Below are 26705 nucleotides of genomic sequence, written 5' to 3'. Positions count from 1 at the left end.
GATAAAGGGGAAGAGAAATAAATTCTTTTCCCCTCAGTCATTTAATTAAAATTCAAGAACTTTCTTAGCTGTTTCAAGCACGTCTTTATGGTTTGGAAGCCATACGGTCTCAGCTTGAGAGAAAGCAAATACAGTATCAGGTGCAGCTACACGAAGTACTGGTGCTTCTAGGCTAAGGATTGCTCTGTCATTGATTTCAGCTACTACGTTTGCAGCAATACCAGCTTGTTTTTGTGCTTCTTGAACAACGATCGCACGACCTGTTTTTTCAACAGAAGCGATGATTGTTTCAATATCAAGCGGGCTTACTGTACGAAGGTCGATCACTTCAGCAGAAACGCCTTCTTTTTCAAGCTCTTCAGCAGCTTTAAGTGATTCGTGAACCATTGCACCGTAAGTGATGATTGAAAGGTCAGAACCTTCACGTTTCACGTCAGCTTTACCGATTTCAATTGTGTACTCTTCTTCAGGAACTTCCTGACGGAAAGAGCGATAAAGTTTCATATGCTCAAGGAATACAACCGGATCATTGTCGCGGATTGCAGAAATTAATAGTCCTTTTGCATCGTAAGGTGTTGAAGGAATGACCACCTTGATACCAGGCTGTTGTGCGATAAGACCTTCTAAGCTATCAGCGTGAAGCTCAGGTGTGTGAACTCCCCCGCCGAATGGAGAACGGATTGTCACTGGAGAATGCCAGCGTCCGCCAGAACGGTAACGCATACGAGCCATTTGTCCAGAAACAGAATCTAATACTTCGTAAACGAATCCGAAGAATTGAATTTCCATTACTGGGCGGAATTCTTGTAGTCCAAGGCCAATTGCAAGACCGCCAATACCAGATTCAGCAAGTGGTGTATCGAATACACGATCCTCACCAAACTCTTTTTGCAATCCTTCAGTCGCACGGAATACGCCGCCGTTTTTACCAACGTCTTCTCCGAAAACGAGAACGTTTTCGTCATTTTTCAGTTCTGTGCGTAACGCATCAGTGATCGCTTGAATCATTGTCATTTGCGCCATGGCTTACTTCGACTCCTTCTGTTTGTAAATTTCAAGCTGTTCAACTAAGTTGAATGGTTTCACATCGTACATATTTTCAATCAAGTCAGTGACTTTTTGCTTAGGCTGTTCGTCAGCTTCTTTGATCGCTTGTTTGATTTGTTCTTTTGCATCTTCGATGACTTTATTCTCTTCTTCTTCAGACCATAGGCCTTTGTTTTCCAAGAATTTGCGGTAGCGTACCAATGGATCTTTTTGCTCCCACTCGTTTTCATCTTCTTTTGTACGATATCTTGTTGGATCGTCACCAGCCATTGTATGTGGGCCGTAACGGAATGTAAGAGTTTCGATTAATGTTGGACCTTCGCCATTTACAGCACGCTCACGAGCTTCAGCAGTTGCTGCATATACAGCTAATGCATCCATACCGTCAACTTGTACGCCTACGATACCAGCTGCAGCCGCTTTTTGTGCAATTGTTTGCGCAGCAGATTGCTTCTCAACAGGAGTAGAGATCGCATATCTGTTGTTTTGGACAACAAAAATCGCTGGCGCTTTGTAAGCCCCTGCAAAGTTAATACCTTCGTAGAAATCACCTTGTGAAGCTCCGCCATCACCAGTGTAAGTGATTGCAACAGCATTTTTACCGCGCTTTTTCAAACCAAGAGCTACACCAGCAGCTTGAATGATTTGTGCACCGATAATGATTTGTGGTGAAAGTGCATTCAAATCTTCAGGCATTTGGTTACCAACAAAGTGTCCACGAGAGAACAAGAACGCTTTTGTTAATGGTAGGCCATGCCAGATTAATTGTGGTACATCACGATATCCTGGAAGAATGAAATCTTCTTTCTCAAGTGCAAAGTGAGTTGCAAGCTGAGAAGCCTCTTGTCCAGCTGTTGGCGCATAGAAGCCAAGACGTCCTTGACGGTTCAATGAAATTGAACGTTGATCTAATACTCGTGTAAACACCATACGGCGCATTAATTCTTTTAATTGGTCATCTGAGAGATCTGGCATTGCCGCTTCGTTTACGACTTCGCCTTTTTCGTTTAAAATTTGAAACGTTTCAAACTGCTTTTTGATGGCATCAAATTGCTTTTTGCTATCAACAATTGCTTTTTTTGTTTTTGCAGCCATTCTAAAGTCACCTCTTCCTTTCTTTTAACAGTCAATTTGTCGTGAATCCATTTATACATACAGATATAGGATAACCCAAAATACACATATGACTCCTGTATTTAATAGCCACTAGGATCGTTGTCGAAACATAAGATGATCGCTCGTTTTTGAGTTCTTCTAACTGTATTAACGATAGTTCACAAATAACTAATACAACTTCTGTTAACAAGGACTAGTTTACAACAAGAAAAATAGTCCGTCAATTGATTTAACGGCTTTATTTAAATAAATGTATTCGCTTTACTTTTTATGGTGAGCTGTATCAATCTGTTTAACAAACACATCGAACTGTACTAGTATAGTGTGTACTACTGTACTACAATAGAAAATGTTTGTTTTTGTCGAAAAATAAAAAAAGAGCTGTTTTTTCAGCTCTTTTTGGACTCTTGATCTGCCACTTTAGACAAAGCCTGTTTATGCTCATTCAATTGCTTTGTATATTGATTGAACTTTTTACCTTCTTTTCTGACTTTGCTATAAGAACGGTTCACCGTCTTCAGCTTGGATTTTAGCTCTTTATATCCTAAGTCCTTTTTCTTTAAAGATTGATATAAATGCTGATCTTGTTTCAACGCCTTTTGATATTCCTTGTAAAGCTGGTCATACGACGCATATCTTTTCTCAAGCGATTTGACCGTTTCATCTGCTTTTTCTTTTAAATTCGTATCTTGTATACGTCCCGCAGATTCCTTGACCGTTTTCAATTCTTTTTTCGATTCATCCATGCTGTCTTTTTCTGTTTTCAAATGTTCTTCTCGTTTCGCTGCAGATGCTAACGCCTGATCAGAAAGGCTTTTCACTGTTTTAGTGTGATCCTTTGTGGTTTGAATCATTTTTTTATAGAGCTGCTGCTCTTTTTTCTCATAGCTTTGCAGTGCGCCTTGCTCTTTTTCAAAGGATGCCTCTTTTTCGCTCATTTTCGTCATCGCATCTTGCATATCATGAAATGGACTTTGACCTCCGCACCCCGCCAGCAAAAGGGTACATATCCCCGCTAAAGCAGCACCTGCTTTCATGCTTCTTCTTATCTGTCTCATCACAAGGTTCCCCCTTTACATCTCCACATACCACTATAATTTTTATAGGCGTTTGTGACAAGGAAAGAGGTCATTCTGAGGAGCCGAAGAAGATTTTTTTCAAGTGATAGGCGCATGACTATACAAATAGTGCATTCATACATAGTTTATATTACACGCTTCGCCTTCACTTATGAGAGGCCGAGTGTATTTCCAAAGGAGGTCAAAAGTATGTCTAATTATAGTCATGGAAGTATGTATGGTGGATACGGCGGTTACGGGTATGGATACGGTGGTGGATATGGCGGTGGCTGTTGTTACCCAAGTTATAGCGGTGGCTACGGATACGGCGGTGGACGGACATTCGCTTTAATCGTTGTCCTTTTCATCCTATTAATCATCGTTGGCGCAGCATTCTTAGGCGGCGGTGGCGGCTGCTGCTAATGGCTGTTTAAGCCTCTGACCGGTCTCATAGGACCGGTCTTCTTTATTTCATTGCATATGTTGTGTATCATTTTATATACTTTACATACAAAGGAAATAGGAGTGAAGATTTGTGATTACCATGGAAGATATCGTACGGGACGGACATCCCGTCTTAAGACAAACAGCTGAAGCGGTCGAGCTCCCGCCGACAGAAGAGGACAAACAGCATTTAGCTGACATGATTGAATTCGTTAAAAATAGTCAGGATGCTGACATGGCTGAAAAGTATGGACTCAGACCCGGCGTTGGACTCGCGGCTCCGCAAATTAATGTCAGTAAACGAATGATCGCTGTTCACTGTGAGGATGAAGATGGAGTGGAATACAGCTATGCCCTTTTCAACCCGCGCATTGTCAGTCATTCCGTCAAAAGAGCTTATTTAACGACTGGTGAAGGCTGCTTATCTGTTGATGAAGCCATTCCTGGATTTGTCCCTCGATATCAAAAGATCAGGGTGAAGGGTACAACGCTTGAAGGAGAAGACATTGATATTCGCCTAAAAGGGTTTCCGGCCATTGTGTTTCAGCATGAAATCGACCATTTAAACGGCATTATGTTTTATGATCATATTCAAAAGGATCAGCCATTCGCTGAGCCTGACAACTCTGTTGCGATCGGCAGATCATAAAATAAAAAGAAGACCCAATAACGGGACTGACCCCGTAAGATGAGACAAATAAAAAACACCTTCAAGTTTGAAAATGGATCGTTGTGATCCGAAATAAAACATGGAGGTGTTTTTTCTATGGGGACAAGAGTGAGTTATCCGGTTGAAGTCAAACAGAAGGCTGTAGAAATGAGATTGGCAGGCGTACCTATGAAAGAGATCATGCAGAAATTGAATATCAAGAATAAGACGCAGGTTCAGACATGGGTGAGGTGGCATAAGGCTGGGGATACACACCGGTTCGAACAGCCTGTTGGAAAACAATATACCTATGGAAAGGGTCCCGAGTACTCTTCCGAATTAGAGAGACTGCAGGCAGAAAATCGCTATTTGAGTCAACAGAATGAAGTGTTAAAAAAGTACAACGAATTGGAAAGGAAGTTGATAAGGAAACGTCAATCAAACTGGTAGAAGAATTTCACAAAACGATGACGGTACAGGACATCTGTGTCCATTTAGGCATCTTACGTACTTCGTATTATAGATGGAAAAAGGATCTGACTCAGAATCATTCTAAAAGACAACTAGAGAAACAGGTCGGCACGTTGTGCCGAAAGCACAAATATCGATATGGTTATCGAAAAATCACAGCCATACTAAAAATGAGAATGCGTATTAACCATAAAACTGTTCAACGTATCATGCAGAAAAACCAGTGGCAATGCCGGGTTAAAATGAAAAAGCGTAAGAAGAATGGGCAGCCCTATGCCGTGGCCGGTAACATACTGGATCGGAACTTTCAGTCTGATCGCCCTCTTGAAAAACTAGTAACGGACATCACGTATTTGCCTTATGGACAGAAACAATTGTACCTTTCCAGTATATTGGATTTATATAATGGAGAAGTGATTGCTTTTACGATTGGTGATAAGCAGGACACAGACTTTATCTTAAACACACTTAATCAGCTCCCAGCACTGCCTGAGAATTGCGTGTTACATAGCGATCAAGGTTCTGTATATACATCTTACGAGTATCAGAAAGCTGTTCATATAAAAGGCATTACCATGAGCATGTCCCGTAAAGGGACGCCCGCTGATAATGCCTCCATCGAATCGTTTCATTCCTCACTAAAGTCTGAAACGTTCTATCTTAACAGGATTGACCGCACTACGACCAGCATCGTAGAACGCACTGTCAAAGAATACATTTATTATTATAACAACATTCGTATTCAAACGAAACTAAACAACCAATCACCGATAAACTATCGGCAATTGGCTGTATAAAGGTGTTTTGATCCCTGTCTCAAAAACGGGGGTCAGTCCCAACCTAAGGGTCTTCTTTTTTTATTCTTCAATCAGGCCTAAATGAGTCACTGCATGGAATATGCCGTCTTCATCTACTGGCTTTGTCACAAAATCAGCCAAATCTTTTAGTTCATTCACAGCATTTCCCATGGCGACGCCTGTACCAGCAAACGAAATCATCTCTCGATCGTTCAGACCGTCTCCAAAGGCAACGGTATCCTTTTGCTCGTAAGGCAGTCTTTCGATAACTCGTTTAATGCCTTCAGCCTTTGATCCGCCTTTTGGCAAGACATCTGTTGACAGCTCGTGCCATCTGACAAGATCAATTTCTTCGCGGAACGCCTCGTATTGGACTTCCTCTTCTGCCTTACAGAATAACAGCATTTGAAAAATCTCGTTTTCTTTAAAGTAAGATAAATCATGTTCAGGATGCTCTGTTTTTAAAGTCCCAATCCCCTCATGGATAAACGGGTGATTTGGCACAGAAGCCTTCATCGCTTTTTCCCCCATGAAAACAAGCGGATGATCATGATGATCCGCTGTTTCATAAATTTGCTCCATTAGCTCCAGTTTAAGCGGATTGCCGTAAATGACTTCTCCCTCATACATGACATACTGACCGTTATAAGCTATAAAGGAGTCAAGCCCCAATTCCTCTAAAATAGGCTTAATTAAAAAAGGCGAACGCCCAGATGCAATGAAGAGATGATGGCCTTTTTCTTTTAATAAACGAACCGATCGCTTCGTTGATTCAGGTATTTTTTTATCATGATCATATAAAGTACCGTCGATATCAAAGAAGATGACTTTTTTATTCATATCCCGTCTCCTGTCTCTTGTTATGTATATCTACTCCCTTTCATCATACAGAAAGATTTCTGCTTTCGAAACCACTTCCTATGAAAACGCCTATTTCCCACATATAACCATGTAACATTCAATGGAAACGTCATATAATACAAGTATAAAGAGAGAACGGAATACAAGGTCTAATCTAACTTCAATTCGAAAGGAGGCGACCTGCGATGCTTCGTCGTCTGCGCAAGAAAATTAGAAGACAATGGAAGGACATGCTTCGTAAAAAATCGATCGCTTAAAAGGATCTTCCGCACATTTGCTGAAGGTCCTTTTTTCTCAGAGACTTTTCTTATGCGCGTTTTTTTAATATAATAGAAATAGCGAGTGTAACATACGGTATTTAAGGAGAGATTTGGATGATATATAAGGTATTTTTTCAGGCAAGTACTACTGAGGTACCTGTAAGAGAACACACAGATTCACTATACGTTGAAGCAGTTTCTGAAAGAGACGTACGTGATAAGTTGAAAAAACATAGCTACAACATTGAATTCATTCAGCCTGTAGACGGTGCTTTTTTAGACTATGAACGAGAAAGTGAAAATTTTAAAGTATTGGAGCTATGAGAGGAATGAAATTTGTAAAAAACGATCAGGCGGCAGTTTTTGCGCTCGGCGGTTTAGGCGAGATCGGTAAAAACACGTATGGCGTTCAATTTCAAGATGAAATCATTTTAATTGATGCTGGTATTAAGTTCCCTGAAGATGAGCTTCTTGGAATTGACTACGTCATCCCTGACTATACGTACTTAGTTAAAAACGAAGATAAAATCAAAGGTCTTTTCATCACTCACGGACATGAAGACCACATCGGCGGTATCCCTTACCTTCTCAAGCAAGTGAATATTCCAGTTTACGGCGGCAAACTCGCAATCGGCCTACTTCGTAATAAATTGGAAGAGCACGGTCTCTTGAGACAAACAAAACTTCACATTTATGAAGAAGAAGATACCATTAAATTCAGAAAAACAGCTGTGTCTTTCTTTAGAACTACACACAGTATTCCAGATTCTTATGGAATTGTCGTGAAGACACCTCCTGGTAACATCGTACATACAGGTGATTTCAAGTTTGACTTTACGCCTGTTGGCGAACCTGCCAACTTAACAAAAATGGCTGAAATCGGGAAAGAAGGCGTTCTATGTCTTTTATCCGATAGTACAAACAGTGAAATTCCAGAATTTACGATGTCTGAAAGACGCGTAGGCGAAAGCATTGATGACATCTTTAGAAAAGTCGACGGACGTATTATCTTTGCTACGTTTGCTTCAAACATTCACAGACTTCAGCAAGTGATCGAGTCCGCTGTTGCCAATGGCCGAAAAGTTGCGGTGTTTGGACGAAGTATGGAGTCTGCCATTGATATTGGACAAGACCTTGGCTACATTAAATGTCCAAAAAACACGTTCATTGAACATAATGAAATCAACCGTCTACCAGCAAACAAAGTGACTATTCTTTGTACTGGGAGCCAAGGTGAGCCGATGGCTGCTCTTTCTCGTATTGCAAACGGCACTCACCGCCAGATTTCGATTAATCCTGGAGACACTGTTGTCTTCTCTTCTTCACCGATTCCAGGTAACAATATTAGCGTAAGCCGCACCATTAACCAGCTGTACCGTGCTGGCGCTGAGGTTATTCATGGCTCACTTAATAATATTCATACATCTGGTCATGGCGGACAAGAAGAACAAAAGCTGATGCTCCGTTTAATTAAACCAAAATTCTTTATGCCGATTCACGGTGAATACCGCATGCAAAAAACGCATATTAAACTCGCGAATGATTGCGGAATTCCTGAGGAAAACTGCTTTATCATGGATAACGGTGAAGTACTTGCACTAAAAGGTGACGAAGCGAGTGTCGCTGGCAAAATTCCATCAGGTAACGTGTATATCGACGGAAGCGGAATTGGCGATATCGGGAATATCGTCTTAAGAGACCGCCGCATTCTTTCTGAAGAAGGTCTTGTCATTGTGGTCGTCAGCATGGACATGAAAGAATTCAAAATCTCTGCTGGTCCTGATCTCATCTCAAGAGGCTTTGTCTACATGAGAGAATCTGGAGACCTCATCAACGACGCACAAGATCTCATTTCAAAGCATCTTGAAAAAGTAATGGAACGTAAGACAACTCAGTGGTCGGAAATTAAGAACGAAATTACGGACACACTTGCTCCTTTCCTTTACGAAAAAACAAGACGCCGCCCAATGATCTTACCGATTATTATGGAAGTGTAATCACAAAAAGAGACACGAGCCGACTGGCTGTGTCTCTTTTTTTCATCAGTATTGAAAAAAGCCGCATATATAACATGCGGTTTCTCACTTTTTATGATTGAATTGGGAGGTGATGGAAGTTTCTGACATCAAACAAGCCCTTTGTCGTCATTTTCACATCAGGAATGACTGGAAGTGCCAAGAAGGACAGCGTCAAAAACGGATTAAAGTCTAAGGTAAAACCTGTTTCTTTAAGCGCTTCATGAAGTGTATGAAGGCTTTCATTGACGAGATGTGCCGGCTGATCTGACAATAAACCAGAGATCGGTAATGGCAGCGTATGAAGAGAACGCCCTTCTTTAACAACAGTCAAACCGCCGCCTGCTTCTTTTAACGCCTCAATCGCTTTGATGATATCAGCATCATTTGTGCCAACTGCAATTAAGTTATGGGAATCATGTGCAACCGTTGTTGCAATCGCGCCCTGTTTGATGCCGAAGCCGCTGACAATCCCTACGCCTATTTCAGATAAACCTTGATGACGTTCAACAAGCACCATTTTCAATACATCTCTGCCTGTATCACTTGTAAATTGTCCGTTCATTTCTGAAGGAGAGACTTGTTCTAACTTTGTTTCAAGCTGATTCGGAATAATACGGATCACATTCATATGTTGATCGCCCGTGATAGGTAGTGCAATGTCTTCCTCTTGAACATCTACTGCATGAACAGATTGTAATAATGCTGGGCTTGGTGCGATCTTTTCGACACTCGGCTTGTACTCTCCGTTCTGTGCAACCAATTCACCTGCGATAAATACGCTTGTAATGTCTACATGATGAAAGTCCGAGACAAGCATAAAATCAGCATCATAGCCTGGTGCAATGGCTCCCTTTGTTTTAAGACCAAAACACTCTGCGGCATTTAAGCTTCCCATTTGATAGGCTAAAAATGGATCTAAGCCTTCTTTTATGGACATCCGTACTTGCTCATCAATACTTCCCTGTGCCATTAAATCATCCAAATGTTTATCATCTGTGCAAAAGAAAAAGCGTCTCGCATTCTTTTCATTGACAGCGGGTAAAACATTTTTCACGTTTTTGGCAACAGATCCTTCTCTCAGCATCACATACATGCCCCTTTTCACACGCTCAAGGGCTTCCTGTGCAGTTGTCACCTCATGGTCTGTTTGGATATTGGCCGTCCGGTAGACGTTGATTAAACGATCTGTTAAGCCTGCTAAATGGCCATCAATCAGTTTATTCTCGTTTTGGGCATCAAGCAGCTTTTGAAGCATATCTTCTTCTGCCTGCTCCACACCGACATAGTCCATCACCTCAGCAAGACCAAGCACTTCCTTTTCTTGATAAAGAGGCTTTAAATCTTTCGCTATTAATGTAGCACCTGATCGTTCAAAACTGACTGCCGGTACACAGGATGGCAGCATGAAATAAATATGTAAGGCAGCTTTTCTCGCTTCTTCCAGCATAAATTGGATGCCTGTTATACCTGACACATTGGCGATTTCATGCGGATCTGTTACGACAGTTGTCACACCGCGCGGAACGACAGCTTTGGAGAATTCAGCAGGGGTAACCATAGAAGACTCGATATGAACGTGGCCATCAATAAAACCAGGCACAAGCATTTGACCTGCTGCATCAAGCTCCTGTTCCCCCTCGTACTCCCCTATCCCGACTATTTGTCCATTTTCAACAGCGACATCTGCGTCTATCCATTCCTGGTTAAACACATCCATGACTTTCGCATGTTTAATCACGAGGGCTGCTTTTTTTCTCTTTGCTGCTACCTCAATTTGATGTCTGAAAAGCTCCTTATCCAACGACACTGCCTCCTCCAAGTAAACAATATAATGTTTCTTATCGTAAACGAATCTGTTTGTCCAGTCAATGACATTTAGAGAAAATCAACCATATCAAAACACTGATTTTTATTTCTGAATAGTGATAATTGCACGAAAAATAAGATGATTCATTTTTGCGGTTATACATGAACAAAGCAACCCTTTTCAGTGTCAATTTCCGTCTCAATGTCCACCTGTCATGAACACATTCATATAAAAAAAAAAACACCCCGTCATCGGAGTGCTTAATAATCGTTTTGCATTTCTCGTTTTTCAAAGCGTCCTATATCGGCTACTGCCCCAATGACAATGAGGATATCTTCTTTTTGAATCATTTCATCTGCCAGCGGGGAAACAATGACTTCTTTTCCGCGCTTAATGGCCACAATGTTGATGCCGTATTTTGCCCGTATATCAAGATCTAAAAGAGAATGTCCCGCCAGCCTGCTGTTTGCCACAATCTCAATCAGGCTGTACTCATCTGACAGCTCGAGGTAATCAAGCACGTTATTTGAAATGATTTTATGTGCAATCCGTCTGCCCATATCTCGCTCTGGATGAACGATGCGATCCGCTCCAATTTTGTTGAGCACCTTTTCATGGTAGTCATTTTGCGCTTTCACGGTGACCATTTTGACGCCAAGCTCTTTCAGCATAATCGTTGTTAAAATACTTGCCTGAATATTTTCACCGATTGCAACGATGACATGATCAAAATTGCGAATACCAAGATTTTTTAAAACGTTTTCGTCCGTCGAATCACCAATGACTGCATGTGAGGCAATTTTCGCGTACTCGTTTACTCGATCTTCATTCATATCCATCGCCATGACTTCAAGTCCTTCTTCGCTCAGCGCCTTGCAAATACTTCCGCCAAAGCGTCCAAGACCAATGACTGCATATTCCTTTTTCATGTTCAGACTCCTTTTATCTCACTTACCATGCATTTTACTACGGTTTGATTAATGAATCCATATGGGAACGAATTTTTTTGCGGAACGCTTCACTTAAGTAAAGGTCTGCTCCTTTTTCGATTTCACTGCGATAATGAGCTGGCGGAGCGATTTCTTCGCTCTTTTGAAGCACAAGAAAGGTTAAACAGTCCTCATAAATTTGATCACCTATTTTGACATCGACAAAAGCTGGACGATATGTGCCTTCATATACTCCCTCTCGTTTATACAAATAACGAATGGCATCAAAAGGAACTTCATATAATACACCCTCTGTTTCGCCGCCGTCTTCTACCATATCAGCTCTTGATCCATCTGGCCTCACCAATGTAAATCTCGTAGTAAAACCGTTTAGTACACCACCGCCGATGATTTGTCTGAAGTGATGATCGACTTCTGCGAGCTTAAATCTAGCATCATCCATACAGGAGCCATAGGCAAAATAATAAAAGGATGATGGCTGCTCATGCCACAGTTTATAAGCTTTCCAGCACCCTCTCTTTATTTCTTTCAGTGCTGATGCCTTCTGCTCTGGCAAAATGTATGTCATGGCTGCTACCTGACCTTGATCCGTCATGACATTGATTTCCTGCTTGTCATACCCTTCCTCTAGTGCGTCTATCTTATTCAACGTGTCAGCGGTTACCTCGTACAATTCCCCGTATACAGTGCCTTTTTCTGCGGGAACACACGCTGGATATCCTTGACCTGTATCGTAGATTCTTCCATTCATCCAAGCAGATTTAGCTATTAGTCTGCTTGGATGAATGTACGCTTCGTGGTGCTCTTCATGCTGCAAAAGCGTCCCATATACAAATAAAGCTTTCATCGTCATGACTTCACGTCCTCTCAACTTGCTGCTGTCTGCTTTTTTGACACACAGGCAAATAAATATGAAAAGCTGTGCCTTTTCCAAGCTCACTAGACACGTCCATTCTTCCGTGATGATCTTTTAAAATTGTCGCACAGATGGTCAGACCAAGCCCTGTCCCTTCTTTTTTCGTGGAAAAGAAAGGGTCATATATTTTTTGAATATCTTCTTCAGACATCCCTTTTCCTTCATCTTGAATGGTAATCTTCCATTCATTCAATACTTTTTCTGTAGATATGTATATGCTGCCACCTTCAGGCATTGCCTCAATCGCATTTTTGATTAAATTAATGAACAGCTGCTTCATTTGGTTAGCGTCTGCTAGGATTGCACCGGCATCCTGCCTTTTAAATGGCTGCTTGAGATCAATATTTGAAAGAACGGCATTTGTTTTTAATAAAGTAATCACTTGTTCTAGAAGCTCATGAAGCTGGACTTCTTGAAAATGGACCGCTTGAGGCTTAGCCAATACAAGCAGCTCACTTAAAACAAAATCAATCCGTTTAATTTCAGAGAAGATAATGTCAAAATAATCGGTTCTTTCAGGATATTGTGTCTTCATCAGCTGTAAAAAACCATTTACTGATGTCAGTGGATTTCTGACTTCATGGGCGATTCCAGCGGCTATTTGTCCAGCGACGGCCAGCTTTTGCGCCTGCATTTGCAATTGCTGATTGGATCTTTCAAGCTCAAGCTTTGCCTGCTTTTGTTTCGTAATATCAGCTACTGTTCCAATTCCTCCGGTAAACTGGTGATGCTCATCAAAATAGAGCTTGTAATGAACGTCTCCCCATACCTTCTTTCCCTCTTTATGGAGAAGCTGCAGTTCTACCCGCCCCGCATCTTTATGCTCCTTGATCACAGATAACAAATGCTGCACCACGCGTTCCTCTTGATCAAAGTACTGATTGTACATGGTGCCTAGACATTCATCAATGTCATAGCCTGTCATTTGTGTCCATGCTTGATTCAAAAAAATAATTTCACCTTTTTCGTTTGTTTCAAAGACGATTTCTTGCAAGTTATCTGTAATTCGATTCAGCCGCTCTGTCAGTTCCTGTGCTTCTTTCTCTCTCGTATTTAAGTCTGACACAAATAGATTTAAGCGGTCTACATAGCCTGAGACAACCCAGATCCCTGTTAGAACAAGGACTGTAAAGGCTAGATCGAGCGGCCAATTAATTTGATAGCCGCCTAGATAATAAAAGAAATCCCAGCTTAATATTAAAATAAATGCAAGAACAGATAACACGATCCGCACTTGATATGTTTTGTTCAAATAATTCCACCTGCCGCCCTGAGATTCTTTGTCAATTGTACCATTTTCCACTTATTTTTTGAGGGAGATGGGGCATTTTTAAGGAACTTTTTCAGAAAAAAAGCCTGTTCTCCGCACAAAGGAAGAGAGCAGGCTTTTTTCATTACTGCTGAAGAGCTTCTTGCAGCTCTTTTAAGAGCAGTTCTGCGCCTTCAGCGCTTAATGTAATTTGACCATTTCCATAATCATGGTTCTCTGATGTAATCTCACCAGTCATGAGGCAAACACCCTCTGGCTTGTATTTTTTCAAGACGATTTTCTCCCCATCTATAAAAAATTCCATACTGTCTTTAATGGCAATATCAAGTGCTCTTCTTAATTCGATTGGCATCACAATACGCCCTAGTTCGTCTACTTTTCTTACGACTCCGATAGATTTCAATTTCGTTCCCTCTTTCTTTCATTAGCTCAAGATCAATCTGTTTTTCACCAATTGATATATCGTAGACGTAAGAGATTCTCAAAAGGTTTCTCCTATATAAAAATTTTTTTCATAAAAGAAAAAACAAAGGGAAAATTTATTGTGATTGTCAAAATGATACTTGAATTTTACAAGTTCATTTCAAGGTCATCACAAACCCCCACAAATGACCTCAACCCTCTGAACTTTTAAATGTAAAATTGTTTAAAACAGCAAAAATAGAGATTGGGTGAAAACATGTTTCAAAATGCCGAAATTGGAATTGATTTAGGAACAGCTAACATATTGGTTTATAGTAAAAATAAGGGAATTATTTTAAATGAACCATCCGTCGTGGCAGTCGATACAGAAACAAAAACTGTACTTGCCGTCGGAACAGAAGCAAAAGAAATGATTGGGAAAACACCTGGGAAAATTGTGGCGATCCGTCCGATGAAAGACGGTGTCATCGCTGATTATGATATGACAACAGATTTACTCAAACAAATCATGAAAAAAGCAGGAAAAAATATCGGGTTTACCTTCAGAAAACCAACGGTCGTCGTATGTACACCTTCTGGTTCAACAGCTGTTGAGCGTCGTGCCATCAGTGATGCTGTGAAAAACTGCGGAGCAAAGCACGTGCATTTAATAGAAGAACCTGTTGCAGCCGCAATCGGCGCTGATCTCCCAGTAGATGAGCCTGTTGCAAACGTCGTAGTTGATATTGGCGGAGGAACAACGGAAGTTGCCATCATTTCGTTTGGCGGCGTTGTCTCTTGTCATTCCATTCGAATTGGCGGAGATCAGCTGGATGAAGATATCATTACGTTTGTCCGAAAGAAATATAACCTATTAATCGGCGAGCGGACAGCTGAGCAAGTTAAAATGGAAATTGGTTATTGTCTCATTGAGCATGAGCCTGAATCATTAGAAGTACGTGGACGTGATCTAGTGACAGGTCTTCCAAAAACGATCACACTTGAATCTCATGAAATTCAAGGTGCCATGCGAGAGTCACTTCTTCATATTTTAGAGGCGATTCGTGCCACATTAGAGGACAGCCCTCCAGAGCTTAGTGGTGACATCGTAGACCGCGGCGTGATCTTAACCGGCGGTGGCGCTTTGTTAAACGGGATTCAAGAATGGCTCTCACAGGAGATTGTCGTTCCAGTTCATATTGCAGCAAATCCACTTGAGTCTGTCGCAATCGGAACAGGTCGTTCACTAGAAGTCATTCATAAATTGCAAAAAACATTAAAATAATCTTCTTGTTCTACTTCTTTTTTTATCATTTCGATCATATCGTGAGGAATGGATAAACGTGAAGGAGGAAGAACATGTTGCTTGATTTAGGTAAACGGGTCGTTGTCACAGTCATTTTAACGGGTATTATATTAGGAGGAATGAGCCTGTCGTTTTCACATATGCCCCCTTCTAATGCACAGCCTGTGAAACAACTGAACCGCTAAAAAGCCGCATGAAAGCGGCTTTTTTATTTTGGCCTTTCGCGTGCTCCCCATTTTCCTTTTCGGTCTTAAATCTGATATGATGAACATGACTAAAGGAGGGTTTTTATGAGTACATTTGAAAAACAATTAGATCAATATGCGAAGACCATCGTTGAAGTCGGTGTGAATGTTCAAAAAGAACAAGAAGTCGTCGTATCTGCATCTACTGAATCTGCAGACCTTGTTCGTCTTGTCGCGAAACATGCGTATGAGCACGGGGCGAAAAACGTACATATCCGCTGGAGTGATGGTGTTCTTGCTCGTTTAAAATATGAACATGCACCGCAGGATGTGTTTGAGCAATTCCCAGAATGGGAAGCACAGATGATGGAAACCATCGCAAAACGCGGCGGCGCTTTTATCACGATCTTGTCAGAAAGCCCTGACCTTCTGCGAGGCATTGATTCGAAAAAAATCGCTGCACAGCAAAAAGCCGCTGGATCCGCCCTTCATACATATCGCCAATACGTTCAATCAGACAAAGTGGCTTGGACGGTCGTAGGCGCTGCATCAAAAGATTGGGCGAAAAAGATTTTCCCTGACGAGACAGATGAAGAAGCTGTCGCTTTATTATGGGATCAAATCTTTAAAGTCGCTCGCGCTGATCAAGCAGATCCTGTGGAGGCTTGGAAAAAGCACGATGAGTTGCTAAATGAAAAGGTCAAAATCCTAAATGAGCGCCACTACCACAAGCTTCATTATGATGCTCCTGGCACTGATTTAACGATTGAGCTCCCTGAGCAGCACATTTGGGTAGGTGCCGGCAGCGTGAGTGAGCGCGGCGTCTCTTTCATGGCCAACATGCCAACAGAAGAAGTCTTTACCGTACCTAAAAAAGATGGTGTAAATGGGACTGTCTCAAGCACAAAACCGCTCAGCTATGCAGGAAATATCATTGATGAGTTTACTTTAACATTTGAAAATGGCCGAATTGTCGATGTGAAAGCGAAGGAAGGCGAAGACATTTTAACTTCGCTCGTTGAAACAGATGAAGGCTCTCATTATCTAGGTGAGGTTGCTCTCGTACCAGATGATTCACCAATCTCAAACTCGAACATTCTCTATTACAATACCCTTTATGATGAGAACGCATCAAACCACCTTGCCATCGGCAGCGGATATGCGTTCAATATCGAAGGCGGAAAAGAGATGAATCGTGAAGAATTGGATGCAGCTGGTGTAAACAACAGTATCACACACGTCGATTTCATGATTGGTTCAAAGGAAATGAATATTGACGGTATTACAAAAGACGGAAAACGTGAACCGATCTTCCGTAATGGAAACTGGGCGATTTAACCAAAAAAGACATCCACTTGTGGATGTCTTTTCTTATTTACGCATAAAGCTCAACGAGCCTCTTTTGAATCTCTTGATCTGATAAGAACTCATCATATGTTGTTTGTTTATCGACGATGCCATTTGGCGTCACTTCGATAATACGGTTTGCCACTGTTTCAACAAACTGATGGTCATGAGATGAGAAGAGCATAGCTCCTTTAAAGCTCATTAAACCGTTATTCAGCGCCGTAATGGACTCTAGGTCTAAGTGGTTCGTCGGCTCATCTAGAAGCAGTACATTCGCTCCTGACAGCATCATTTTCGATAACATACAACGAACCTTTTCTCCTCCTGATAAGACGCTTGCTTTTTTCTTAACTTCTTCCCCAGAGAAAAGCATACGTCCTAAGAATCCGCGTAAGAAGCTTTCGCTTTGATCATTAGGAGAATACTGGCGAAGCCAATCCACTAGATCGACATCGTTTCCTTCAAAGTATTCACTATTGTCTTTCGGGAAAAAGGCTTGAGATGTTGTGACGCCCCATTTATATGTCCCGCTGTCTGGCTCCATCTCACCAGCAAGAATTTTAAATAAAGTAGACACAGCAAGCTCATTACGGCTTAGGAACGCAATTTTATCCTCGCGATTCATAATAAAGCTGACGTTATCAAGTACTTTCACACCGTCGATTGTTTTTGATAGACCTTCTACTTGAAGAACATCATTCCCGATTTCGCGCTCTGGCGCAAAATGGACATACGGATATTTACGTGAAGATGGCTTAATATCGTCTAAAGAGATTTTATCAAGCAATTTCTTTCTTGACGTCGCTTGCTTCGATTTAGAAGCATTCGCGCTGAACCGGGCAACGAACTCTTGAAGCTGCTTAATTTGCTCTTCTTTTTTCTTATTTGCATCTTGGCTGAGTTTCAGCGCTAGCTGGCTGGACTCATACCAGAAATCATAGTTTCCGACATATACTTGAATTTTTCCGAAGTCTAGGTCCGCAATATGTGTACATACTTTGTTTAAGAAGTGACGGTCATGCGAAACGACGATGACGGTGTTTTCAAAATGAATAAGGAACTCTTCCAGCCACTGGATGGCTTGTAAGTCCAAGTGGTTTGTTGGCTCATCCAGAAGAAGGACGTCAGGCTTACCAAATAAAGCTTGGGCTAGTAGTACTTTAACCTTTTCAGAACCACCAAGCTCAGACATTTTCTTCGATTGAAGGCTCTCTGGAATGCCAAGACCTTTTAATAAGATCGCTGCTTCACTTTCTGCTTCCCAGCCGTTTAACTCAGCGAACTCACCTTCAAGCTCTGCTGCACGAATCCCGTCTTCATCTGAGAAATCAGGTTTCATATAGATCGCATCTTTCTCCTGCATCACATCATATAGACGTTTGTGACCCATCATGACGACTTTTAATACTTCAAATTCTTCGTATTCAAAGTGGTTCTGTTTTAAAATCGCTAAACGCTCACCAGGGCTCATATGAACATCGCCCGTCTGAGCCTCAATTTCACCTGAAAGAATCTTTAGAAACGTTGATTTACCAGCTCCATTGGCACCAATTAAACCGTAGCAGTTGCCAGGAGTGAATTTAATATTTACTTCTTCAAATAGTTTACGATCAGCAAAACGCAAACTAACATTATTTACTGCAATCATTTATTAATCCTCCATCACTCATTCATCATTATGAAGTATAACATGAATAACGTTTGATAGAAACGTCTCTCACTAAGAACGAAGGCAAATTGTCCAATATGGTATAATAAGTGGGAATGATTTATTGAAGGAGTTCGTGCGATTTGAGATTACTTACACTGATGGAATACTGTTTATTGATTTTCTTTATGGGTATTTATTTATCTGCAACAGGCTTTAATGCGAGGGATTTTGGCCTTTATATTGGGCTTGTGCTTATTTACACACTGGTACACATCTTTTCGAAACGCTTTTTACAAAAGCGAGGGAAAGAAAATCATAAGATCGGATTGTTTCGGTCCGTTTTAGCCATTACTGGGTCTGTCTTCGCTTCTGTGCTGGCCATTGTGCTCATTGTTACAGTGCTCACGCCAAATTAAAAACGACCCTTCTTTTAAGGGTCGCCCGTTCAAGCACTTTTCTCACGCACCTGAGAAGGGTGCTTTTATTTTGTTTGCCGAATGTCGCCAAATGGGAAGAAAACAAATTCTGATGTCCCGACAACCCGATCCTTTTGAATGAGCCCAAGTCCATTTCTGCTGTCCATGGAGTTGAGTCTGTTGTCCCCCATCACAAAGTAATCGTTTTTCGGTACTTTCACTGGACCAAAATCCCCTGTCAAATGCACTTCATACTCTTTCGCATGTGCCTTGTTCTCTTTTAAATAAGGCTCATCTACTTTTTTACCATTAATGTAAAGCGTATCATCCTTCATTTCAATCGTGTCTCCCGGAAGACCGATCAATCGTTTTACATAATGAATTTTCTGGCCATCTTTTCCATTAATAATCACGATGTCACCTCGTTTGACACCACCTAGATAGTTAATGGTTTTGTTGACAAACAGCTTTTCTCCATCATGAAGGGTCGGTTCCATCGACTCTCCTTCCACCACATACGGCTCAAATATAAACGTACGGATGAGCAAGACGAGCGCAAGTGCAATTAAAATGGCTTTGATCCACTCAAACAGTGAACTTTTCTTCTCTGTTTTGGCTTGCTTTGCATCAGATTGAATATCATTTTCGTTTTGTTTGTTTTCTTCGTTCAAAATACTGCTTCCTCCTAAGACTTTCTGCTAAAAGACTTGAAACGTGAATTGAATAACTTTACTTTATCACATGTCATTTAAAAATTCACAAGACAACCATTCAATTAGATATTTTTTCCTAATTTGTTCATAATTAAACAAAAGAAGCACCGCTGTTCACGATGCTTCTCTTCTACTTTACGCTTCTAGTTTCACTGGTTTTTTCAAAATACCAAGTAAAATCGCTGTTACAACGGCACCGATTAAGATGCTGATGATATAAAGTATCGGATGATTTGTTACCCAGAAAACGAATAGTCCGCCGTGCGGTGCAGGAAGCGTGACTCTAAAGAATTCCGTTAATCCGCCAGCCACAGCTGCTCCAATGACAGCTGAAGGAATCACGCGTAGAGGATCAGCCGCTGCAAACGGGATCGCCCCTTCAGTGATGAAGGCAGCTCCCATGAAGTAGCATGTAATCCCTGCTTCTCGGTCACGTTTTGAGAATTTATTTCTAAAAATTGTTGTAGCAAGTGCAATACCTAGTGGTGGTACCATTCCGCCTGCCATAATGGCAGCATGCGGTGCATAGTTTCCAGCAGCAATCATCGCAAGACCAAATGTGTAAGCCGCTTTGTTAATTGGCCCACCCATATCAATCGCCATCATACCTGCCAAAATAATGCCCATTAAGACAAGGTTTCCAGTACCTAAAGTTTCGAGCCAATGAGTTAATCCGTCCATCACCATTTTTACTGGTGTGTTAACAATGTAATGCATAATGATACCTGTGAAGAAAATACCGAACAATGGATAGAGCAGAACCGGTTTAATTCCGTCGAGTGACTGCGGTACGAATGTAAATACTTTTTTAAGTAACACAACGACATAACCAGCAAGGAAACCGGCAATGAGTCCGCCTAAGAATCCAGCACCTGCTGCCGATGCCATAAATCCACCGACCATACCTGGCGCAAAACCTGGACGATCTGCAATACTCATCGCAATAAATCCGGCTAATACAGCCACGATTAAGGCAAGTGCATTATCTCCACCAATTCCTTTTAAAACAGCTGCAAATGAATTAAATGAAGGGTCATTAGGGTCAGCCGATTTAATACCCCAGAAGAATGAAATTGCAACAAGGATACCGCCTCCGACAACAAATGGAAGCATGTTGCTTACACCGCTCATTAAGTGCTTGTAAAAACCACTTCTCCCTTTGCCAGATGACTCATGTTCGTCTTTTGAAGAACTACCGCCAGAGCCTTTATAGATCGGCGCATCTTGATTGACTGCTTTTTCAATCAATTCCTGCGGACGACGGATTCCTGCTGTCACAGGTACTTCAATGACATGTTTGCCTTTAAAGCGTTCCATTTCAACTTGCTTGTCCGCTGCCACAATGATGGCTGGTGCTTCTTCGATTTCTTTTGCGGTAAGAGCGTGTTTAATACCGCCAGAGCCGTTTGTTTCAACTTTAATGTCAACGCCCATTTCTTTCGCTTTTTCTTTCAAAGCATCTGCTGCCATAAATGTATGTGCAATACCTGTTGGGCAAGCTGTTACTGCTAAAATCTTAGCTGGTTTACCTGCTGCAACCGGCTCCTCTTGAACTTCCTCTTCTTCTTCATCGTCGTCCTTATCATGCGTATTGATGATATCGATGATTTCATCTTCAGTAGCCGCTTCAAGAAGCTGCTTTCTGATTTCTTCACGCATCAGAAGTGTTGATAAACGAGAAAGTGCTTCTAAGTGCGTGTTGTTTGCGCCTTCAGTTGCTGCAATCATAAAGACAAGATGACTCGGCTGCGCATCCAGTGATTCATAATCTACACCAGCTACCGAGCGGCCAAATGCAATGGCAGGCTCTTTGACACTTGCTGTTTTAGCGTGAGGGATAGCAATTCCTTCACCAATACCAGTAGAGCTCTGTTTTTCACGGTTAATCACTGCTTCTTTGTAGCCCTCTTTATCATTTAACTTGCCTGCTGTATCTAAAACAGTGACTAATTCTTCAATGACTGCTTCTTTCTGCTGGCTGTCTAATTGAAGCTTAATGGTCTGCTTTGTGAGTAGTTCTGTTATTTTCATGGTGACTCCTCCTTTAAATGCGTGTGACTTTTACTTGTGGTAATAGTGTGTCAACAAGCTCTTTTGTCCCAAGCTCTTCAGAAAATGCTGTAGCACTGCCTGATGTGACGCCAAGCTTAAATGATTCTTCAATCGAAAGGCCTTTCGAAACGCCGGCTAAAAATCCTGCAACGACTGAATCCCCTGCACCAACCGAATTAACAAGCGTACCCTTTGGAACATTTGACTGATAAATCCCTTCCTTACTGAATAAGAGAGCGCCATTACCAGCCATGGATACGATAACATGTTCAGCACCTTGCTCTAACAGCTTCTTCCCATAAGGAATAGCTTCTTCCGCAGTAGAGATGCTTGTCTCAAACATTTCACCTAGTTCATGATGGTTTGGCTTCATTAAGAACGGTTTCAAGCCTGCTGCTTTTTTTAGGGCTTCCCCGGAAATATCAAGGACCACTCTAACGCCTCGCTTTTCGCACACCTCAGCAATACGTTCATATGTGTTATGAGGCAATGAAGAAGGAATACTGCCAGCTAACACAACGACATCTCCTTCAATCAATGAAGTAAATTGAGACAGAAACGAATCAAATTGTGCTTCAGTAATGGATGGGCCGAGTCCGTTGATTTCTGTCTCCTCACCTGTTTTTAGCTTCACATTGATTCTTGTATCTTCTGACACCTCGTGAAAGGCTGTTTGTAATTGTTCGTTCTGTAAAAAATCTTGAATATATTTGCCTGTAAATCCACCAATGAATCCAAGTGCTTTTGATTCAACACCTTGACGTTTTAAAAGCCTCGAGACATTGATCCCTTTTCCGCCCGGATATTTTTTGTCATAGGTTGAACGATTCAAACCGCCGACTGTGAAATCCTCCACGTGTACGATGTAATCAACTGATGGGTTTAAAGTAACTGTATAAATCATGTTTTCACTACCTTTATAACCGTTTTTTCATGGTAATTATCGAATGAATCCTCTTTTGCGTCGTTTGTGATAATGGTGGCTTCCTGTAAACTAGCAAAGGTTGAAAACGATATTTCGCCAAATTTAGAGGCATCTGTTAAGATATAGGTTTTTTTCGCCTGCTTCATGGCCCTTTTTTTCATGAGCGCTTCCTCTGGATCAGGTGTTGTAAACCCCGCCTCGGGATGAATGCCGTTCGTCCCAACAAAGCTTTTGTCAAAACGGTAATTTTCCATCGCCGTTAAGGCTGCGGCTCCGACCATGGCTCCTGTTCGATGTTTCACTGATCCGCCTATCAGGTAAAAAGAAATGCCTTTTCTCATGAGTGCTTCAATGTGCATAACACCATTTGTCACCACAACAATATCTTGATCTGGATCGATATATTCAATCATTTGCTGTGTGGTCGTACCAGCGTCTAAATAAATACAATCGCCTTGTTTTAAAAGTGAAGCAGCTGCCTCTGCAACCAATGACTTTTCTTGAAGGTTTTTGGCAGATTTCTCAAATACATCTGGTTCAAGACGGATACTTGATATCTTGGCTGCTCCCCCATGAACTCTTTTAAGAAATCCTTTTTCTTCAAGGGCTGATAAATCTCTTCTAATAGTAGATTCAGACGCATCCGTCATAATCGTTAAGTCCTGTATTTTGATGACATCATTTTCTTCTAAACAGTCGATAATGAGTTGATGTCTTTCCGGTGTTAACATGAAAACACCCCCTTTTGAAAACGTATTCATTTTGCGCGCACCTTTATTGTAATCGCTTTTTTCAACATTATCAATACAAAACAATCAAATACATTCAATAACTATCAAAATCTTTCACCATGGTCATCTTACCTTTATATGTACCATTTGTAAACTGAAAAATATGTGACATTAAGATGAAAGTCATGATCTTAGCATTTCTATCATTTTTCATTTCATTCAATAGAACTAAAAAAAGCTTTTATGCGATGTGCATAAAAGCTTTTGATGTTTGATTACAGCGGAATTCACACTGTTTATATACTTTTTTTCTTCTCGAAATTATTCATATCTAAGAGAATCAATCGGATCTAGTCTTGCTGCTTTATTCGCAGGAATTAACCCAAAAACAATCCCAATAAGCATACTAAACAGCACACCTACACAAATGATTTGCCAAGATACTAAGGACGGCCAGCCGGCAATGAGTGATACTAACGAGGCACCGCCTATACCTAGTGCAATCCCCATCAACCCGCCGATCAAGGTTAAGACGACAGACTCAATTAAAAATTGAACGAGTATTTGAGCCCTCGTTGCTCCAATCGCTTTTCGGATACCGATTTCCCTTGTCCTCTCTGTCACAGAAACAAGCATGATATTCATCACACCGATACCGCCAACAAGTAAAGAAATTCCAGCTATTGACCCAATGATTGTTGTCATAACAGACGTGATTTGACCGATGCCTTCTGCGATTTCTTCCATGTTGATCATTTCATAAGCATCTTCTGTATGATGGTTTTCATTTAATAATGCAGCCGCACTCTTTCCTACTTCCTTCATTTGATCAGCATGTGCGACTTGAATTGACAACTTATCGTATTCATTGATCCCAAATGTGGAGGTGAGCATGGCAAATGGGACATATATTTCATTCATATCGAATGAGAGCATTCCTTTTTGTTTGGCTAAAACACCGATGACTTCAACCGGCTGTCCGTTCATCCAAATCATTTCGCCCAATGCCTTCTGTCCATTAAATAATTCTTTTTGTAAGCCTTCAGAGATGAGGGCGGCTCTTCTGCCGCTTCTAAAGTCAATATCTCTTAAATTCTGCCCTTCTGCTATTTGTAATGAATGTACATTTGTATACCCTTCATTTATACCGTTAACTGTCGCATCCACTGTCGTATCTTGAAATCTCAGCTGCATTCCTTGCGCAGTCGAAGAGGCAACCTGATTCACCCCATTGATTGTCTTAATGCTTTTTATGTCTTCCTCAGTAAATGTGGCGTCGAATAAAGCGTTGGGATTTGCATTTAACTCTTCGTCAGAAGGCGTATATGTCATATCAACGGTATTGTTTGGACCTGAAATCGACCCTTTTAGCATTTGCTCGCCGCCTTGACCGATAGCCACGACCGCAATGACTGATCCAACACCAATAATAATCCCAAGCATCGTTAAAATAGAACGTAATTTATGAGCTAAAACAGAATTCATCGCTATTTTGATATTTTCAAAGAGTTTCATTCATAGCGTCCCCTTGTGTCAATCTATCTTCAACGAGTCGTCCATCTCTTACAACGACCGTCCGATTTGTATACGCAGCTATTTCTTCTTCATGGGTGACAAGTACAATCGTTGTCCCTTCCTCATTCAGCTTAGTAAACTGTTCCATGATTGAGAAGCTTGTTTTTGAGTCAAGAGCGCCTGTCGGTTCATCTGCTAAGATAAGTTGCGGCTTATTGACAATTGCACGGGCTATTGCCACTCTTTGCTTTTGCCCTCCCGACAATTCACTTGGCATATGTTTCATTCGGTCTGTCAAACCAACCTTTTCAAGTGCCATCTCTGCACGTTCTTTTCTTTCCTTTTGACTGATACCAGCGTAAATCATCGGAAGCTCAACATTACGCCTCGCATTTAACCTCGGCAGCAGATGAAATTGCTGAAAGACAAATCCAATGAATTGATTTCGAATCACTGCGAGGTCTTGATCCTTTGCTGCTGACAGCTCTCTTCCTTGAAAATGATATTGTCCTGTAGTTGGCCGGTCTAAACAGCCAATGATATTCATTAACGTCGATTTTCCAGAGCCGGACGGGCCCATAATGGACATATACTCGCCTTTTTCGATGACAAGATCGACCTCACTTAATACATCAAATGATTCCTCGGCAACCTCATAGCTTTTTGTCACGTTTGAAAGCTGAATCATTCAGCATTCACTTCCATTCCGTCATACATGTCATCTGATGGATGAGAAATGATTTGATCCTCTGCTATGACACCTTTTGTCACTTCAAGATCATGACCTGACGTTTCCCCTAGCTCTACTTTTACTTTTTTAAGTACATTCTTTTTGACAACATAAACGTATTGTCCATCATCCTCTTTTTTTACAGCTGATTCAGGAATCGTTAGGGCTTGACGCTTATCTGTTTCAATTTCCATGATCATTTTAAAACCAGGTTTTGCTTCAGGTTTTTTTCCTTTTATTTCGATTTCAACTGGATATTGCACCGTTTGATCACCTGCAGTTGTTTCGGATGCTGCCTGAGCAGGTACAACCCCCACTTTTTTCACGACCCCTTGCCAGCTCTTTCCGCGAATGACATCAGACGTTATCTTTACTTTTTGTTTCTTTTTCACTTTTATGGCGTCATATTCAGAAATCAATCCTCTTACAATCATTTTTTTCTCATTGCCAATATGAATGATCGCCTGTCTCTCTTCTGGCTTTCCTGCCCCTTCTTCTTGCTCAATGGAAATGACTGTACCGGCAATTTTACTATGTACGATTAAATCTTCTATTTGTGCTTTTACTTTTTCTTGGCTGATCTCTGCTTGTTTTTGTTCTAATTCAGCCGCTTTCAGCTCTAGTTCAAGCTGGTCTCGCTCGGTTTTAGGATTGGCAGCGGAGTCGCCTCCTTGTTTTTTATCTAATTCGCTCAATCTATTTTGTAATTGTTCGCGTTTTAACGTACTGGATTCAGCCGCAAGAGCTTGCTGCTCTTCTTCAAGCTCCAGCTCCCTATTTTCATATGTAAGAAGCGGCGTTCCAGGCTTTACCTTTTCTCCTTCTTTCACAGAAATCCTCTTCAAATGTCCCTTTTCCTCTTCTGCATAAATGAACTGCTCTTCAGAGAATGAAAGTGTCCCTGGCGTCATGACCGTAGTGGTGATTTCTTTTTGCGTAGGTTTTACTGTTTTAATAGCTGCTGTCGAAGCAGGCTTTGATTGATTTTTCGCAATGTTAAAGCCAATAAATAGACCGATAACAATAATAAAAATGGATCCGATGATGATTTTCTTTCTCATAAAGACA

General features: G+C 41.2%; 26 protein-coding genes. 9 read left to right on the top strand and 17 right to left on the bottom strand.

The genetic code is table 11. The features are described from left to right. Positions 1–45 precede the first annotated feature (45 nt). The 3 genes from pdhB to MKZ05_RS07140 all read right to left on the bottom strand — a co-directional run bounded on the left by pdhB (position 46) and on the right by MKZ05_RS07140 (position 3221). Complete coding sequence (gene pdhB / locus MKZ05_RS07150) at positions 46–1023, bottom strand: pyruvate dehydrogenase complex E1 component subunit beta (RefSeq protein ID WP_003211433.1); 978 nt, start codon at positions 1021–1023, stop codon at positions 46–48. A gap of 3 nt (positions 1024–1026) precedes the next feature. Further along, complete coding sequence (gene pdhA, locus MKZ05_RS07145; RefSeq protein ID WP_003211678.1) at positions 1027–2142, bottom strand: pyruvate dehydrogenase (acetyl-transferring) E1 component subunit alpha; 1116 nt, start codon at positions 2140–2142, stop codon at positions 1027–1029. A 410-nt stretch (positions 2143–2552) separates the two neighbouring features. Further along, a complete protein-coding gene (locus MKZ05_RS07140; RefSeq protein ID WP_251191320.1) occupies positions 2553–3221 on the bottom strand; it encodes a YkyA family protein in 669 nt (222 codons plus the stop codon). Between the two features lie 234 nt (positions 3222–3455). On the opposite strand from MKZ05_RS07140, the gene MKZ05_RS07135 reads away from it, so the two are divergent. The 3 genes from MKZ05_RS07135 to MKZ05_RS07125 all read left to right on the top strand — a co-directional run bounded on the left by MKZ05_RS07135 (position 3456) and on the right by MKZ05_RS07125 (position 5582). After that, positions 3456–3644, top strand: a complete 189-nt coding sequence (locus MKZ05_RS07135) for a YjcZ family sporulation protein (protein WP_339162372.1) — start codon at positions 3456–3458, stop codon at positions 3642–3644. A 112-nt stretch (positions 3645–3756) separates the two neighbouring features. Further along, positions 3757–4314, top strand: coding sequence for a peptide deformylase (gene def / locus MKZ05_RS07130; protein ID WP_137054685.1), 558 nt, complete (start codon positions 3757–3759; stop codon positions 4312–4314). A 117-nt stretch (positions 4315–4431) separates the two neighbouring features. Further along, positions 4432–5582, top strand: a protein-coding gene (locus MKZ05_RS07125; protein WP_339160451.1) for an IS3 family transposase whose coding sequence is annotated in 2 segments (ribosomal slippage) — positions 4432–4705 and positions 4705–5582 — 1152 coding nt in all. Because the reading frame shifts where the segments join, the coding sequence is not laid out codon by codon here. Between the two features lie 60 nt (positions 5583–5642). Here MKZ05_RS07125 and MKZ05_RS07120 read toward each other — a convergent pair. Continuing rightward, positions 5643–6422: a Cof-type HAD-IIB family hydrolase gene (locus MKZ05_RS07120; RefSeq protein ID WP_251191321.1), complete on the bottom strand. Its 780-nt coding sequence runs from the start codon at positions 6420–6422 to the stop codon at positions 5643–5645. Positions 6423–6817: 395 nt separating this feature from the next. On the opposite strand from MKZ05_RS07120, the gene MKZ05_RS07115 reads away from it, so the two are divergent. Both MKZ05_RS07115 and rnjA read left to right on the top strand, forming a co-directional pair. Beyond that, complete coding sequence (locus tag MKZ05_RS07115; protein WP_003211882.1) at positions 6818–7027, top strand: DNA-directed RNA polymerase subunit epsilon; 210 nt, start codon at positions 6818–6820, stop codon at positions 7025–7027. A gap of 5 nt (positions 7028–7032) precedes the next feature. After that, positions 7033–8700: a ribonuclease J1 gene (gene rnjA / locus MKZ05_RS07110; RefSeq protein ID WP_003212511.1), complete on the top strand. Its 1668-nt coding sequence runs from the start codon at positions 7033–7035 to the stop codon at positions 8698–8700. 91 nt (positions 8701–8791) lie between these two features. On the opposite strand, the gene ade is transcribed toward rnjA, so the two are convergent. The 5 genes from ade to MKZ05_RS07085 all read right to left on the bottom strand — a co-directional run bounded on the left by ade (position 8792) and on the right by MKZ05_RS07085 (position 14067). After that, a complete protein-coding gene (gene ade, locus MKZ05_RS07105; RefSeq protein ID WP_339161994.1) occupies positions 8792–10522 on the bottom strand; it encodes an adenine deaminase in 1731 nt (576 codons plus the stop codon). A 266-nt stretch (positions 10523–10788) separates the two neighbouring features. After that, positions 10789–11457, bottom strand: coding sequence for a TrkA family potassium uptake protein (locus MKZ05_RS07100; RefSeq protein ID WP_003211815.1), 669 nt, complete (start codon positions 11455–11457; stop codon positions 10789–10791). 37 nt (positions 11458–11494) lie between these two features. Beyond that, the gene (locus tag MKZ05_RS07095) at positions 11495–12331 is read right to left on the bottom strand and encodes a gamma-glutamylcyclotransferase family protein (RefSeq protein WP_284906348.1); all 837 of its coding nucleotides are present in this window, start codon (positions 12329–12331) and stop codon (positions 11495–11497) included. 4 nt (positions 12332–12335) lie between these two features. Beyond that, positions 12336–13646, bottom strand: coding sequence for an ATP-binding protein (locus MKZ05_RS07090; RefSeq protein ID WP_003211426.1), 1311 nt, complete (start codon positions 13644–13646; stop codon positions 12336–12338). Positions 13647–13788: 142 nt separating this feature from the next. After that, a complete protein-coding gene (locus MKZ05_RS07085; RefSeq protein WP_003211634.1) occupies positions 13789–14067 on the bottom strand; it encodes an AbrB/MazE/SpoVT family DNA-binding domain-containing protein in 279 nt (92 codons plus the stop codon). A gap of 276 nt (positions 14068–14343) precedes the next feature. On the opposite strand from MKZ05_RS07085, the gene mreBH reads away from it, so the two are divergent. From mreBH to MKZ05_RS07070, 3 genes are all read left to right on the top strand, one after another. Beyond that, positions 14344–15351 (top strand): rod-share determining protein MreBH, encoded by a 1008-nt coding sequence (mreBH, locus tag MKZ05_RS07080; RefSeq protein ID WP_003211642.1) that lies wholly within the window; start codon positions 14344–14346, stop codon positions 15349–15351. Positions 15352–15425: 74 nt separating this feature from the next. Then, entirely contained in the window at positions 15426–15557 is a 132-nt protein-coding gene (locus tag MKZ05_RS07075; protein WP_003210922.1) for a protein YkpC, read from the top strand. Positions 15558–15662: 105 nt separating this feature from the next. Further along, positions 15663–16895, top strand: coding sequence for an aminopeptidase (locus MKZ05_RS07070; RefSeq protein WP_137054688.1), 1233 nt, complete (start codon positions 15663–15665; stop codon positions 16893–16895). A gap of 37 nt (positions 16896–16932) precedes the next feature. Here MKZ05_RS07070 and MKZ05_RS07065 read toward each other — a convergent pair whose 3' ends face one another. Continuing rightward, on the bottom strand, positions 16933–18552 hold the full coding sequence (locus MKZ05_RS07065) for an ATP-binding cassette domain-containing protein (RefSeq protein WP_003212114.1): 1620 nt from the start codon (positions 18550–18552) through the stop codon (positions 16933–16935). Positions 18553–18695: 143 nt separating this feature from the next. On the opposite strand from MKZ05_RS07065, the gene MKZ05_RS07060 reads away from it, so the two are divergent. Then, entirely contained in the window at positions 18696–18971 is a 276-nt protein-coding gene (locus tag MKZ05_RS07060) for a hypothetical protein (protein WP_034619939.1), read from the top strand. 65 nt (positions 18972–19036) lie between these two features. Here the strand turns inward: MKZ05_RS07060 and lepB are convergent, their stop codons facing one another. From lepB to MKZ05_RS07025, 7 genes are all read right to left on the bottom strand, one after another. After that, on the bottom strand, positions 19037–19609 hold the full coding sequence (gene lepB, locus MKZ05_RS07055) for a signal peptidase I (RefSeq protein WP_223251366.1): 573 nt from the start codon (positions 19607–19609) through the stop codon (positions 19037–19039). 210 nt (positions 19610–19819) lie between these two features. Beyond that, positions 19820–21715: a fructose-specific PTS transporter subunit EIIC gene (locus MKZ05_RS07050; RefSeq protein WP_339161986.1), complete on the bottom strand. Its 1896-nt coding sequence runs from the start codon at positions 21713–21715 to the stop codon at positions 19820–19822. A gap of 13 nt (positions 21716–21728) precedes the next feature. Beyond that, the gene (gene pfkB, locus MKZ05_RS07045) at positions 21729–22640 is read right to left on the bottom strand and encodes a 1-phosphofructokinase (protein ID WP_339161984.1); all 912 of its coding nucleotides are present in this window, start codon (positions 22638–22640) and stop codon (positions 21729–21731) included. Next, positions 22637–23392, bottom strand: coding sequence for a DeoR/GlpR family DNA-binding transcription regulator (locus tag MKZ05_RS07040; protein ID WP_050945129.1), 756 nt, complete (start codon positions 23390–23392; stop codon positions 22637–22639). Before MKZ05_RS07040 ends, pfkB begins: the two co-directional genes overlap by 4 nt. A 321-nt stretch (positions 23393–23713) precedes the next feature. Further along, on the bottom strand, positions 23714–24907 hold the full coding sequence (locus tag MKZ05_RS07035) for an ABC transporter permease (protein WP_065097196.1): 1194 nt from the start codon (positions 24905–24907) through the stop codon (positions 23714–23716). Continuing rightward, complete coding sequence (locus MKZ05_RS07030; protein WP_050945131.1) at positions 24894–25595, bottom strand: ABC transporter ATP-binding protein; 702 nt, start codon at positions 25593–25595, stop codon at positions 24894–24896. Before MKZ05_RS07030 ends, MKZ05_RS07035 begins: the two co-directional genes overlap by 14 nt. Continuing rightward, positions 25592–26698 carry an efflux RND transporter periplasmic adaptor subunit gene (locus tag MKZ05_RS07025; RefSeq protein WP_321999022.1) on the bottom strand — a complete coding sequence of 369 codons (1107 nt, stop codon included), beginning with the start codon at positions 26696–26698 and terminating at the stop codon, positions 25592–25594. Before MKZ05_RS07025 ends, MKZ05_RS07030 begins: the two co-directional genes overlap by 4 nt. Between the last annotated feature and the right edge of the window lie 7 nt (positions 26699–26705).

The sequence above is a fragment of the Bacillus sp. FSL M8-0277 genome, from assembly GCF_037975305.1.
Classification (GTDB): Bacteria; Bacillota; Bacilli; order Bacillales; family Bacillaceae; genus Bacillus; species Bacillus pumilus.
This window is presented reverse-complemented; position numbering and strand designations above follow the sequence as displayed.